Here is a 13,432-nt window from a genome sequence, read left to right on the forward strand (position 1 = left end):
CAAGTATTCTTCGTGAGTACTTTATAGCTTCTTTATATTGTGACCCTTTATCTATGAGTCGTCGAATTGTCGAGCGATCAGATCCAATTTTGAAAAAAGCGGTTGATCTTCTAGTAATCTCGCACAATAGTAAAAAAAGAAGCAATGAATTTAGAATATCATGCGTAAAAGCCCGCAAGTTAAATTGTTGGTGCTGAAGCATCGTGATTAAGGACGTTAGAGTCAATATGGGTAAATCGCTCGTTATAGTGGAGTCGCCAGCCAAGGCTAAAACTATCAATAAATACCTTGGCAAAGACTTTGTCGTAAAGTCGAGTGTAGGTCACGTACGTGATTTACCAACGGCTGGTCAAAGTACTGGTAAAAAGGCTGCTGCAGTTTCAACCAAGGGTATGAGCCCAGAAGAAAAAGCTCGTATCAAGAAAGAAAAAGATCGCAAAGCTCTTATCAAAAAAATGGGCATTAATCCGTATAAAGAGTGGGAAGCGAATTACCAAATCTTACCTGGCAAAGAAAAAGTTGTTGCTGAATTACAAAAACTGGCTGAGAACGCAGACCACGTTTATCTCGCAACCGATTTGGACCGCGAAGGAGAAGCTATCGCATGGCACCTTCGTGAGATCATCGGTGGCGATGAAACGCGATACAAGCGAGTGGTCTTTAATGAAATCACCAAGAATGCTATTCAACAAGCTTTCGAAACTCCAGGTGAGCTAAACATTGATGGCGTGAACGCACAACAAGCACGACGTTTTATGGACCGTGTTGTTGGCTTTATGGTGTCACCTCTGCTTTGGAAGAAAGTAGCACGAGGCCTGTCCGCTGGCCGTGTTCAATCGGTAGCCGTTAAGCTGTTGGTTGAGCGTGAGCGTGAGATTAACGCTTTCATCCCTGAAGAGTTTTGGGATGTACATGCTGACACTAAAACAACAGATAAAACAGATTTCAGGCTACAAGTTGCGCAGAAAGATGGTGTTGCGTTTAAACCTGAAAACGAAGCGCAAACTCAAGCTGCAGTTAGTGTTTTAGAAAAAGCGCAATACGAAGTATGTAAGCGTGAAGACCGCCCTACGAAGAGTAAGCCGTCTGCACCTTACATCACGTCAACGCTGCAACAGGCGGCGAGTACGCGTCTTGGTTACGGCGTAAAGAAAACCATGATGCTGGCTCAACGCTTGTATGAAGCGGGTTACATCACTTATATGCGTACTGACTCAACCAACTTGAGTTCAGAAGCGGTAGAAGCCGCTCGTGAATACATTGGTTCTGAGTACGGCGCGAAATACCTTCCACCTAAAGCACTTGTATACGGCAGCAAAGAGGGCGCTCAAGAAGCCCACGAAGCGATTCGTCCTTCAAGTGTAGATGTTAAGTCGGAAGACCTAAACGGCGTAGACGCAGACGCACACAAGCTTTACTCGCTGATTTGGAATCAATTCGTAGCATGTCAAATGACACCAGCTCAATACGATTCAACGACAGTAAGCGTTAAAGCAGATGAGTACACGTTAAAAGCGAAAGGTCGTATCCTTAAATTTGATGGTTGGACACGCGTTCAACGCCCAATGGGTAAAAACGAAGACACGATTCTTCCAGCAGTGCAGATTGGCGATAAGCTCGATCTCATTGCGTTAGACCCTAAACAGCACTTCACTAAGCCACCGGCACGTTTCACTGAAGCGGCACTTGTTAAAGAGCTTGAGAAGCGTGGTATTGGTCGTCCTTCAACTTATGCATCGATCATCTCGACGATTCAAGATCGTGGTTACGTGAAAGTTGAACAACGCCGTTTCTATGCAGAGAAGATGGGTGAGATTGTTACTGACCGTCTAGACGGCAGCTTCAATGACCTAATGAACTACGATTTCACTGCTCGTATGGAGCAGAAGTTAGACCAGATCGCAGAAGGCGAAGCAAGCTGGAAAGGCGTGCTAGATAACTTCTTCGAAGACTTTACTGGCGATTTGGAAAAAGCGGATTTAGACGAAGACGCTGGTGGCATGAAGCCAAACCATATCGTGGAAACCGATATTGAGTGTCCGACTTGTAGCCGTAAAATGGGTATTCGTACCGCTTCGACAGGTGTATTTCTTGGCTGTTCTGGTTATGCGCTTCCACCAAAAGAGCGTTGTAAGACGACAATAAACCTTGGTGATGAAGAAGGCATTGTTAACGTTCTTGAAGAGGACGTTGAAACCGCAGCACTTCGAGCCAAAAAACGTTGTCCTATCTGTGAAACAGCAATGGATGCTTATCTGATTGATGATAAGCGTAAGATGCACGTGTGTGGTAACAACCCTAACTGTGAAGGTTATGTGGTTGAGTACGGCGAATTTAAAGTGAAAGGCTACGATGGCCCGCTTGTTGAATGTGATAAGTGTGGTTCTGACATGGTTTTGAAAAACGGTCGTTTCGGAAAATACATGGACTGTACGAGTGAAGATTGTAAGAACACTCGTAAGATTTTGAAGAATGGTGAAGTTGCGCCACCTAAAGAAGATCCCGTGCACTTCCCTGAGCTTCCATGTGAAAATTCAGACGCGTACTTTGTGCTTCGTGATGGTGCTTCTGGCTTGTTTATGGCGGCGAGTAACTTCCCTAAATCGCGTGAAACACGTGCGCCATTAGTAGAAGAGCTGGTTCGTTTTAAAGACCGAATTTCACCTAAATTCAAATACCTAACATCAGCACCAGTTGCTGACCCTGATGGTAAGCCGACAGTGGTTCGTTTTAGTCGTAAGACTAAAGAAAACTACGTGCGTACTGAAGTCGATGGAAAACCATCCGGTTGGACTGCGTTGTACATCGACGGTAAATGGGAAGTTACGGATAAGCGTAAAAAGCCCAAAGAAAAGTGATTGAACGTTATTGATTGAAAAAGCAGCCATTCGGCTGCTTTTTTTTGATCTAAATATGACTAATTATGCAAATGGTAGACTCCTGTTAGTTCTGAAGTTTTATTAAATGACCACAGGAAAATGAAGGAAATGATTAATCGTATCTTTTTATGTGGTTTTAACAGTATTGTAACTCAATTAAAATACTGTAACTCTCAAGTTTGGGGTTAGTTGTATACCTAATGTGTGGTGAGTGTTAATGTAATGTATCTCTGAGAGGGGGTAGTGTGAGCTGCTTTAAGTCTTAGAAAAAGCAATCGGTTACATAGCGCAGAATGGCGTATTAAAAATTGAAATCGACAGGAAAGTCGATAACGTATATAAAACTAAGTGCAAATAATAATGCACATATAATAACGTTTGGCTTAGGATATCGCCACTGTATGTGAATAGATATTCGCTAAGTACCCTGAATAAGTGTTAGTGCTCATCCCCCAGAGGAAGATACCTCTACGAGTACTGACATCGACAAGCTATAGATATATGGAGAATAAAATGGCTGGTGTATTGGGAATGATTCTTGCTGGTGGCGAAGGCTCGCGCTTGAGACCTTTAACAGAATCTCGCAGCAAACCCTCGGTTCCGTTCGGTGGTAGCTACCGCTTAATTGATTTCGCTTTAAACAATTTCGTCAATGCAGATCTTATGAAGATCTATGTGTTAACACAATTTAAGTCACAATCTTTGTTTCATCATATGAAAAAAGGTTGGAATATCAGTGGTATAACAGATCGTTTTATTGACCCTATTCCAGCGCAAATGCGTAAAGGAAAGCGTTGGTATGAAGGTACGGCAGATGCTATTTACCAAAATATGGGTTTCATGGAGTTGGAAGAACCAGATCAAGTCTGTATTTTCGGTTCTGACCACATCTATAAAATGGATATCAAACAGATGCTTGATTTCCATAAAGAAAAGAGAGCGTCTTTAACGGTTTCAGCGTTACGTATGCCACTTGCAGAAGCTTCTGAGTTTGGTGTTATTGAGGTTGATGCTGACGGCCGTATGATTGGCTTTGAAGAGAAACCTGCAAATCCGAAGTCGATTCCGGGCGATCCAGAATCAGCGCTCGTTTCAATGGGCAATTACGTATTTGAAGCGAAAGAACTTTTTGCTGAACTAACGGAAGATGCTGATAGAGAAGGTTCGACACACGATTTCGGCAAAGACATTATTCCAAACATGTTCCCACGTGGTGACGTGTTTGTTTATGATTTCAGCACCAACCGGATTACTGGTGAGAAAGAAGAAGTTTACTGGCGCGATGTAGGCACGATTGACGCATACTGGCAAGCGCACATGGACCTTCTCAAGAAAGATGCGCCATTCTCACTATATAACCGCAAATGGCCTCTACACACTTATTATCCACCACTACCACCAGCTACGTTTACTGATTCGGCAAATGGTCGAATTCAGATCATTGATAGCCTTGTGTGTAGCGGTAGTTATGTACGTGGTTCGCGTATTGAAAAGAGTGTATTGGGATTCCGTAGCAATATCGCATCAGCGTGTGATATTAGCGAAAGTATCTTACTCGGTGATGTAAAAGTGGGTGAGGGTTGTATCCTGCGCCGCGTTATTATTGATAAAGATGCAGACATCGCACCGGGTACACAGATTGGTGTAAATTTGACAGAAGACAAAAAGCATTACCACGTATCTGATGATGGTGTCGTAGTTATTGAAAAAGGAGCACGAGTTGGTTACTAAGACTCTCTCGGTACTTTTTGTAGCGTCTGAAGTTGAAGGCTTGATTAAAAGTGGTGGCTTGGCTGATGTAGCCAAGGCACTGCCGAAGGCTTTGCAAGCTCTCGACCAGGACGTTCGAGTGACTATTCCCGCATATAGAAATATTCCAAACATTGACTCAGCAGACGTTATTTTATCGACTGAACTCGATCATTGGCCTCATACTGCTTATCAGGTTAAGAAACTGACCGTAGAAGGCGTTCAAGTTTTAGGCATCGAATGTGCCCAGTATTTCGACCGCCCAGAAATGTATGCAGAGAACAACCAAGCTTACGCTGACAATGGAGAACGCTTTTCGTTTTTTAGCGCCGCGTGTTTGGATATGTTGCCAAAGCTTGGTTTCCAACCTGATATCGTTCATGCGAACGACTGGCATACGGGCTTTGTTCCTTTCTTGCTTAAGTTTCGTTATCACCAGCACGAATTTTTCGAAAACACTCGCAGTGTTATATCAATTCACAACGCGGTGTTCAAAGGCGTTTTTTCTTACGAAGAGTTGCAATGCCTGCCTGAAATGCACAGCTATAACGTACCTGAAGCTGCAGTAAGTGATACTCACGTTACCATGCTAAAAGCGGGTGTTTTGTGTGCAGACAAAGTGAATGCAGTAAGCCCAACCTATGCAGAAGAGCTCAAAACTGAGCTTGGCAGTCATGGTATGGCAGCAGAGTTCCAACACAGAGCTTCGGACTTGTTCGGTATTTTGAATGGCTGTGATTATGGTGCTTGGAATCCTGAAACGGATGATTTTTTGCCTCGCAAATACAAAGCGACTAAGCACAGCATGGTTCGTGGTAAATCGGCGTGTAAGCAAAAATTGCAACAAAATGTTGGTTTGCCAGCTATCGACTGCGCTGTGTATGGCATGGTTTGTCGTCTGACCCATCAAAAAGGCGTGCATTATTTATTGCCCATCATCGAGCAGTTTTTGAAGAATGAGCTTCAGATTGTGATTGTAGGAACAGGCGATCCAGTGTTGGCGAGTCAGTTGAAAGAGCTATCCGCACTTCATTCAGACAAGTTCTCGTTCGTAGAAGCGTACAATAATGAACTTGCGCACTTAGTTGAAGCGGGCTCTGATTTCTTTTTGATGCCTTCCGAATTCGAGCCTTGTGGTTTAAACCAGATCTACAGCATGGCTTACGGGACTTTACCGATAGTCCGTTCTGTGGGGGGTTTAAAAGACAGCGTGAATGATTACGACCAAGCTCCTGAGTTAGCCACAGGGTTTGCTTTTGAGGAGCCAACACCGCAGGCGTTACTGGCAGTCTTACATCGTTCATTGCTGCTTTATGCGCAAAATCCATCTGAAATTAAGCGTGTTCAGCTTTATGCGATGCAACAAGATTTTAATTGGGAAGTGGCGGCTAAAGAATATCTTGCCATGTACCATTCGGCATTTTAACTTTTTGATTCAGCTTTAAAATTAGCTGGCGGATAACAACAGTTCTTAATAAAAGAAGGCGCTCTGGTGGTAGAGTGCCTTTTTGTTTTCTGATCAGAACACATCACGTTTACGAAGACCAAGCTTGCAAACTCATTTTAGTCAGGTAGAAAAGGTGGGGTAGGTATTCACATGACTAATGGTAGGTTTGACACTATTATCACTTAAAGTTCTTGATAGCGTGATATCCTAGTCATCGCCTCGTGAAGAGGCATAGCTCCATTCCAATAATTAAAGCGATAGGTATGTCTGAGAGTTTACTATTTCATAAAACATTTACTCACCCTACGAGCGATGAGTGGGTTGTATTTGTGCATGGCGCTGGAGGCAGTTCCTCTATTTGGTTCAAGCAGATCAAAGCGTATAAACAGCATTTCAACTTGCTGCTCATTGACTTGAGAGGGCATGGTAAATCAGACAATATACTTAAAGGGCTGATTTCGAATCGTTATACCTTCAAATCAGTGACGCTTGATATTCTCAAGGTGTTGGACCATCTTAAAATCCGTTCTGCACATTTTGTTGGCATGTCTTTAGGCACGATCATAGTACGTAACGTTGCGGAGTTAGCTGCAGGGCGTGTGCGTTCAATGGTATTAGGTGGCGCTGTCACTAAGCTAAACACGCGTTCTCAAGTTTTAATCAAATTAGGTAACTTAAGTAAACACATTATTCCTTATATGTGGTTATACAGTCTTTTTGCGTATGTAGTAATGCCACAAAAAAGCCAAAAAGAGTCTCGTCATCTGTTTATCCGAGAAGCAAAGAAACTATGCCAAAAAGAGTTTAAACGTTGGTTCATCTTAACCGCAGATGTTAATCCCCTAATGAAGTATTTCAAAGATAGAGAGTTACCCATTCCTACTCTCTATTTAATGGGAGAGCGTGATTACATGTTCATTAAGCCAGTAAAGGAAATGGTGCAAGCACATGAGTCGAGTGAACTAGTTGAAATCGCTAACTGCGGTCACGTATGCAATGTAGAAAACCCTGAAGCATTCAATCAACATTCTATCGAGTTTATCCAAAAGCAAATTCAATAATTCTCTAGGTTTATTATCAGGATAGATGATTAGATTGAGTTGAAATAAAAACGGGAAGCTAGATTAGCTTCCCGTTTTTATTTTGAGGAGGTATCAAACCGAGCCTCTTGTCACAGTCTTTGCGTATTACTCAGGTGAGGCTGCGCCACACTGCCAACAAGAACCAAATTGTGCTTCGTTGACTTCGTGACACTCACTACATCGCCACTCTTCATAGATGATCGAATCTTGCTGCTTTTGGTAATCATTTACAATAGTGAGAGCTTTGTTGGCCAGTTCTGGTTCATACAGCCAAACGTACGGGTCAGTATCTTCTGTAAATGGGAGTTCCCCTTTTAAACCAAACAACCCCTCACCACGGACCTCACATGCAATATTCTCACTTTCTAGCAATCCACATATGATGTGGGCTTCTGTCGGATTCGATGCAACAAAGATTTTCATGACATAGAACCTTAATCAGTTATCGGTGTTGAGCGAAATTTACCCATTAGCCATTTAGCAAAAATTGGGAACACCCCGAGTAAAGCAAATGACAACAATACTGAAGGGGAAATGATACCTGAAAGTGAGTCAATCTCCGCAAGTTGAGTACCGGCGTTCAAGAAAACCGCCGTGCCTGGTAGCATGCCTATTTGGCTTGTAATGTAGTAACGACTGACCGACATTGGCGTTAGGCCCATCAGTAGGTTGATAAGGAAAAAAGGGAATACAGGAATCAGACGCAGGGAAAATAAGTAGAATGCTCCGTCTTTTTCGACCCCCTTGTTAATCGTCGTTAATTTTCCGCCAAACTTAGTTTGGACCCAGTCTCGTAATAAATAGCGACTACTTAAAAAGGCAAGCGTGGCGCCAATTGCACTTGCGAAAGATACCAGCAGCAAGCTATTCCAGAAACCAAATAGAGCAGCTCCGAGCAGGGTGACAACAGCGGCACCAGGAATTGAGAAAGCAGTAATCATTACATACGCAATAAAATAGATAGCGGCAGCTGAAATAAAGTTGCTGTCAATGTAGTCATTTAAAACAGCTTGTTGGGTCTTAGCATTTTCAAGCGTTAAGTACTGGCCGAAATTGATGCCTAACAAGACAATTGTTACGACCAACACAATACCCAATATCATTTTCTTACTCATTGATACTTCCTCTAAATTTTCAATGCATACCGATAGTATAGATAGACAGGCAAAGCATAGATTAACTTTCAGCAGATATAAAAAAAGCCGCAAGAAATGCGGCTTAGTTGTATCGATAGGTTTAAGCTAACAGCGTTAGTTAACACGATTTATAAGTTCTTCACGACGTTGCTGTGGAATTACGGACCAATGTGTACCATTAATTGCTCCTTCTAACGCCCAAAGTAGTTCAATACTGACAGAGGATGTATGTGATTCTTTAATAGCGTTAAACGCGTTTACAGAGCCAGATTCATATAAACGTTCTACGGAATCAATACCTGCTTTTTTCAACATACGTTCAGTCGCGAGTCGAAGATTCGGAAGATCTTTGAGTCGGGTCGGCTTAGCAGAAGACTGTTCAGCTTTTTCTTCTTTAGCAAAACCCAGAGACGTGGTTGCAAGCTGCAAAATTTGCTTTTGGTCTTGCCATAAGCCTTCAGGTAAAGCGAAATATTTAGTAACGACAGGGAAGCCACGTTTTTTGTAGACGTATGGTTGAAACCCTTGTTGTTCGAATTGCTTTGTTGTGCATTTGTCTGCTCGTATGTGCAGTTGGTCATTAACAACCAGAGCAAACATTGTGTCATCAGCAAAAAGACCGAATCCACCAAACATTGAGCGTGATTTTATTTTTCCTAAGGGCTCAAATAACTTCATTGAGTCCTTTAGTATCGGTTTATCCATGTTATTTATCTCGGTGTATTTGAACTACGCCACCAAATAAGCAGGTCCGAGAGATTAGCAAAATGTTGCAATAAAATTGTCAATAGGCCGTAAATTACTAAATGATTAGTCGTTACTGCATTTTGCCATCGGTAACCCCGCTACCATACCAACGAGTGGTTTAGGCCGGAAGCTTTGCGTCCCACTTTTTCAAGAGGTTTGCCCTGTGCGTGACTGATTGAATAGAATAAAGTTTTTGTTGAATGAGGCTCACACTTGTTATTTCAAAATGTGATATCGCTTCAATTAATGATCTTTGTGTTGTGCATCTAGGTTCATTTTAGTTGCTGATAAAAAAAGCGCACCTAAAGGTGCGCTTGATGAAATTAAACTCATTTTATCAATTAATTTAACGTTTTAACTGTACATCGCTCTACGATTTCAGGGTGCATTTCGAAGACACGTTTTTCATGATCTTTGTCTTTTATACGTTCTAATAAAATTTCGAAAGCATTTTTACCAACACGACGTTTCGGCTGGTGCACCGTTGTTAAAGGTGGGGAGAAGTATTCAGCCAGCTCGATGTTGTCGTAACCAATGATCGAAATATCTTCAGGAATACGAATACCTTTCTGTTGCAGTCGACTCATTAGACCTAGTGCCATCGTGTCATTAAAGCAGAATACAGCAGTCGGGCGATCTTCCATCTCAACGATTTGCTCTGCAGCAAGAACTGCCGTATCGCACTCGAAGTTGCCTTCGATGATCATGTTGTTATCGGTAGAAATCTTAGCTTCGTTGAGTGCGCGCTTGTAACCGGCAATGCGTTCAACACAGGCTGCTTTGTCTAAGTGGCCACTTAAACAGGCAATTTTAGAGTGACCGCGTTCAATCAGGTACTTGGTTGCTAGGTAGCCACCTTCTTCAGAGTTATCAATGATCTTATCAGCTTGAGAGCTCTCTGGGCCCCAGTCCATAATAACTTTAGGGATGTCAGCGTGACGGTCTAACATCACTCTTAGTTCTTCAGTTAGGTCTGAACACATAACTAAGATGCCATCTACACGTTTCTCTGCCAGCATTCGAATGTAGTCACGTTGCTTCTCATAGATACCACCTGTGTTACACAGGATCAAAGTGTAACCTTGACGGTAGCAGTAGCTCTCAACACCATCGATAACTTCAGAGAAGAATAGGTTGGTTGATTGAGTAACAAGCATGCCGATAGTGCGCGTTGTATTACACTTCAAGCTACGAGCAACAGCACTTGGCGCATAGTTCAGTTCGTCTACAGCTTTGTTTACTTTTTCTTGAGTCGCTTCTGCAACAAAACGTGTTTTGTTGATTACGTGAGAAACGGTTGTTGTCGATACGCCGGCTAAGCGAGCGACATCTTTTATCGTGGCCATGGTTTTATCCTATTAGAAGCTACTTTCCCAAAGTACGGAATAAAGTAGCCGTTAAGCTACCTAACTAAGAGCTGTAATTTGTAGGGCTCTTTGGGTACTAACGTGCTAAAAAACAAAAAACCGCTATTGAGCGGCTTGTCTTAACACCGAAATGCTCTGAACTTAAATAAGCATAGCATTTCGTGAATGTTTCATATTTTATCGTTTGCGGTCACAATTTTAGACTGACTAGAAGTTACTCGCAATAAAATTCACCCTGAAATCCGGGTGAATTGTCACATTCTATTGAATTTATTTACCTAGTCATGCAATAAGTTTAGTCACCAGCTAGATATTGAGCGTCTAAATTACAGAAGGCGAGTAACAGAGATGAGACTGAAGCGTAGAAACCGAATTCGTCAACGTCATGACATTTCACGTTGAACTTAGGTACCCAACTAAGGAGTTGTTGCTCGATAAACTGTTGTTGAACAGAAAATGATTTTTCTAGCTCTTCTTCAAGCTCTGTTTCGTTAGAGCGAATGATCAAGTTACCAAGGAAATCGAGTTCGATAGCAATGTGGTCCGCTGGCTCTTTCAGGTCTTGGTTAACCACTAAGTTGTGTTTAGCCATGATCTCTTCCATCTCTTTTGCTGGCTTATCGTTCAATAGTCCAGTTTCGCCGATGTACATAGAAGCGTACGGAAGGGCACCATGTTTATCTGTTTTTAAGAAAAGATCACAAAAGTCAGCAGACAGTTCCAGTTGAGCATCTTCACGTGTTTGCAGACGGTTTAGTGCGTCAACTAAGTTATTAATCGCAGGTTCTAGTGTTTTATTTTCGCTTAAGCCAGTTAAGAAAGAACGAATCTCAACAGAGTGGTAGTGATCGAGCTCTTCTTGAGTGAGTTCTTTGGCGAATAAGCTTGATAACCACCAGTAGATTTCTGCTCTTTGTTCGTTGAACGCTTTTGTATCTTTCATTTGATTGATCCTAATATCGTCTTTCGTATACCCGGGGTATTCAGTCTAACTAACCGTGATATTTGCTAAGCGCAAAGCTACTCGTTAGTGGTAATGCCCATATTGAATTGTTATGGACGATAAATAGCAAGGTTTAAGATTGTCTTGTATCAAAAAAAATCCATGTTTCTGGCTTTTATCTTCTGCACCACTAGAATTGTTACTAGTTATGAATAGAATAGTCATTGAAACTATTAAATAAGAAAAGTGGTGTAGATGAGCTATCACGTATTAGTCGTAGAAGATGATGTGGTAACCCGCAGTAAATTGGTTGGATACTTCCAGAACGAAGGTTACACAGTGAGCGAAGCAGAAAGCGGCGCTCAAATGAGAAGCGTGTTAGAAGAAAACAACGTGGACCTCATTATGCTGGACATCAACTTGCCAGGCGAAGATGGATTGATGCTAACTCGCGAATTACGCAGTCAATCAGACATTGGAATTATTTTAGTTACTGGACGCACGGATAGCATCGACAAAATCGTAGGCCTAGAAATGGGGGCAGACGATTATGTTACTAAACCTTTCGAACTTCGCGAGTTATTGGTTCGAGTTAAAAACTTACTTTGGCGTATTGCTGCTGCTCGTAAAATAGCGGTCGCTATGGTAGAAGAAACAGAAAATGAATCTGTGGTTCGTTTTGGTGAGTGGACGTTTGATATTCCTCGTCGCGCACTAAGCCAAAACGGTGATCCAGTTAAACTGACTAAAGCGGAATATGAGTTGCTAGTAGCGCTCTCTTCCCACCCTAACCAAGTGTTAAGCCGTGAACGTATTCTTAATATGATCAGTCATCGAGTGGACGCGCCTAATGACCGTACTATCGACGTACTAATCCGTCGTATGCGTGCCAAAATGGAGTTCGACCCTAAGAATCCACAGATTTTTGTGACGGTTCACGGTGAAGGTTATATGTTCGCTGGTGACTAATACCCTTTGGGAAATTATCATTAGTAACGATATTTGAAGGAAAAAAGCCGAGACATCATTTGATGTCTCGGCTTTTTATTACTTAACGGTTATTGCCAGTGAGCTAAGAACCTACAAATTTCTTTGCTGCTCTATCTGCTCAATAGGCTGAGCTGAGCTTATTGTGCTGCAGAAACTTCACTGTCTTCCTCAGCTAAGCTAGAAGCTTCAGGAACAACAACCGGTTCTTCTGAAATGTCCCTACTGGTGTCTAGCCAGTCACGTAGGCTTTGCCAAACCAATCCCATAGTCTCGTGCCAGTAACGCTCGGTTTGCTCAAGGTAGAGCGCCTTAGGCATGTACTTATTCCAAGGCTCAACAATCCCTTCTTGTGCAAGGTAGTTTGTGGGTGCAGGTAATGGATCCATACCTGCAGCATTGAACTCATTCAATGCACGAGTCATATGACTAGCAGAAGTCACCAATACCATTCTCTTGTGTTTAACAAACGCAGCAGCTTGGCGGGCTTCTTCCCAGGTATCTTTTGCTGTCTCAAGCAAAATGATGTCTGGTTTTGCTACGCCGAGGGCCAGGGCAACCTTAGCCATCATTCTAGCATTGCTCACTTCAGTGCCTCCTCCGTAGCCAGACAAAATGAGTTTGGCACCAGGATAAAGACGTAGAATACGAATTCCTTCACTCAAACGCATCAAACCGGTGCGGCTAAGCTCTGATGTAGGCGGGATTTGGTCGTCTACGACGTGACCACTTCCAAGCACCATCACGTAATCGACGGTATCGTCGACGGGTAAAAAAGCGGTGTGTTGCCTTTCCATTGGCATTAAAAGTTGGCTAGAAACTGGCTGGAAAGCGATTAGGAAAATACCACAGAGGGCTGAAAGGGTAATTAGGCAACCCGTCTTCCTGTTGATAGTAAACATCACTAGGGCTAAACCCAGAAAGGCGAGAATTAACATTGCTGGCAGTGGCATCAGTAACGAAGACACTACTTTTTTCAGCTCAAACATATCCGAATAGTCCGAAAAAACATCACTTAGTAGTAAAAAGAGACATCGCCTCTTTATTCCTGAAATTCCTGTGACAGAATAGCAGGCACGATAGGACATAATAACT

General features: G+C 42.5%; 11 protein-coding genes and 1 riboswitch. Of the genes, 5 read left to right on the top strand and 6 right to left on the bottom strand.

Annotated features, from left to right (window positions below; genetic code table 11):
• Positions 1–227: 227 nt before the first annotated feature.
• The 4 genes from topA (at position 228) to OCT63_RS06070 (ending at position 7,136) form a co-directional block, all read left to right on the top strand.
• Positions 228–2,858, top strand: coding sequence for a type I DNA topoisomerase (topA, locus tag OCT63_RS06055; protein ID WP_060467399.1), 2,631 nt, complete (start codon positions 228–230; stop codon positions 2,856–2,858).
• A gap of 522 nt (positions 2,859–3,380) precedes the next feature.
• Positions 3,381–4,610, top strand: coding sequence for a glucose-1-phosphate adenylyltransferase (glgC, locus tag OCT63_RS06060; RefSeq protein ID WP_269983371.1), 1,230 nt, complete (start codon positions 3,381–3,383; stop codon positions 4,608–4,610).
• Positions 4,600–6,054, top strand: coding sequence for a glycogen synthase GlgA (glgA, locus tag OCT63_RS06065; protein ID WP_269983372.1), 1,455 nt, complete (start codon positions 4,600–4,602; stop codon positions 6,052–6,054). Before glgC ends, glgA begins: the two co-directional genes overlap by 11 nt.
• Before the next feature lie 284 nt (positions 6,055–6,338).
• The gene (locus OCT63_RS06070; RefSeq protein WP_017055040.1) at positions 6,339–7,136 is read left to right on the top strand and encodes an alpha/beta fold hydrolase; all 798 of its coding nucleotides are present in this window, start codon (positions 6,339–6,341) and stop codon (positions 7,134–7,136) included.
• Between the two features lie 126 nt (positions 7,137–7,262).
• Here the strand turns inward: OCT63_RS06070 and OCT63_RS06075 are convergent, their stop codons facing one another.
• From OCT63_RS06075 to torD, 5 genes are all read right to left on the bottom strand, one after another.
• Positions 7,263–7,580 carry a putative signal transducing protein gene (locus OCT63_RS06075; protein ID WP_060467401.1) on the bottom strand — a complete coding sequence of 106 codons (318 nt, stop codon included), beginning with the start codon at positions 7,578–7,580 and terminating at the stop codon, positions 7,263–7,265.
• A gap of 11 nt (positions 7,581–7,591) precedes the next feature.
• Positions 7,592–8,272: a TVP38/TMEM64 family protein gene (locus tag OCT63_RS06080; RefSeq protein WP_060467402.1), complete on the bottom strand. Its 681-nt coding sequence runs from the start codon at positions 8,270–8,272 to the stop codon at positions 7,592–7,594.
• 135 nt (positions 8,273–8,407) lie between these two features.
• A complete protein-coding gene (locus OCT63_RS06085) occupies positions 8,408–8,998 on the bottom strand; it encodes a TfoX/Sxy family DNA transformation protein (RefSeq protein ID WP_161672206.1) in 591 nt (196 codons plus the stop codon).
• Positions 8,999–9,125: 127 nt separating this feature from the next.
• Positions 9,126–9,211: riboswitch (cyclic di-GMP riboswitch) on the bottom strand.
• A 170-nt stretch (positions 9,212–9,381) separates the two neighbouring features.
• The gene (gene purR / locus OCT63_RS06090) at positions 9,382–10,386 is read right to left on the bottom strand and encodes an HTH-type transcriptional repressor PurR (RefSeq protein WP_017055044.1); all 1,005 of its coding nucleotides are present in this window, start codon (positions 10,384–10,386) and stop codon (positions 9,382–9,384) included.
• Positions 10,387–10,702: 316 nt separating this feature from the next.
• On the bottom strand, positions 10,703–11,350 hold the full coding sequence (gene torD, locus OCT63_RS06095; protein ID WP_161752215.1) for a molecular chaperone TorD: 648 nt from the start codon (positions 11,348–11,350) through the stop codon (positions 10,703–10,705).
• 255 nt (positions 11,351–11,605) lie between these two features.
• Between torD and torR the strand changes: the two genes are divergently transcribed.
• Entirely contained in the window at positions 11,606–12,319 is a 714-nt protein-coding gene (gene torR, locus OCT63_RS06100; RefSeq protein WP_060467405.1) for a two-component system response regulator TorR, read from the top strand.
• A gap of 158 nt (positions 12,320–12,477) precedes the next feature.
• On the opposite strand, the gene elyC is transcribed toward torR, so the two are convergent.
• Positions 12,478–13,326, bottom strand: a complete 849-nt coding sequence (gene elyC, locus OCT63_RS06105) for an envelope biogenesis factor ElyC (protein ID WP_060467406.1) — start codon at positions 13,324–13,326, stop codon at positions 12,478–12,480.
• Between the last annotated feature and the right edge of the window lie 106 nt (positions 13,327–13,432).

Source organism: Vibrio sp. RW (assembly GCF_027587105.1).
GTDB classification, from domain to species: domain Bacteria; phylum Pseudomonadota; class Gammaproteobacteria; order Enterobacterales; family Vibrionaceae; genus Vibrio; species Vibrio toranzoniae.

Excerpts from the sequence above, each read along its gene's own strand:
- topA (WP_060467399.1), top strand. The coding sequence starts at position 228 with ATGGGTAAATCGCTCGTTATAGTGGAGTCGCCAGCCAAGGCTAAAACT.
- glgC (WP_269983371.1), top strand. The coding sequence starts at position 3,381 with ATGGAGAATAAAATGGCTGGTGTATTGGGAATGATTCTTGCTGGTGGC.
- OCT63_RS06070 (WP_017055040.1), top strand. The coding sequence starts at position 6,339 with ATGTCTGAGAGTTTACTATTTCATAAAACATTTACTCACCCTACGAGC.
- OCT63_RS06075 (WP_060467401.1), bottom strand. The coding sequence starts at position 7,580 with ATGAAAATCTTTGTTGCATCGAATCCGACAGAAGCCCACATCATATGT.
- OCT63_RS06080 (WP_060467402.1), bottom strand. The coding sequence starts at position 8,272 with ATGAGTAAGAAAATGATATTGGGTATTGTGTTGGTCGTAACAATTGTC.
- OCT63_RS06085 (WP_161672206.1), bottom strand. The coding sequence starts at position 8,998 with ATGGATAAACCGATACTAAAGGACTCAATGAAGTTATTTGAGCCCTTA.
- purR (WP_017055044.1), bottom strand. The coding sequence starts at position 10,386 with ATGGCCACGATAAAAGATGTCGCTCGCTTAGCCGGCGTATCGACAACA.
- torD (WP_161752215.1), bottom strand. The coding sequence starts at position 11,350 with ATGAAAGATACAAAAGCGTTCAACGAACAAAGAGCAGAAATCTACTGG.
- torR (WP_060467405.1), top strand. The coding sequence starts at position 11,606 with ATGAGCTATCACGTATTAGTCGTAGAAGATGATGTGGTAACCCGCAGT.
- elyC (WP_060467406.1), bottom strand. The coding sequence starts at position 13,326 with ATGTTTGAGCTGAAAAAAGTAGTGTCTTCGTTACTGATGCCACTGCCA.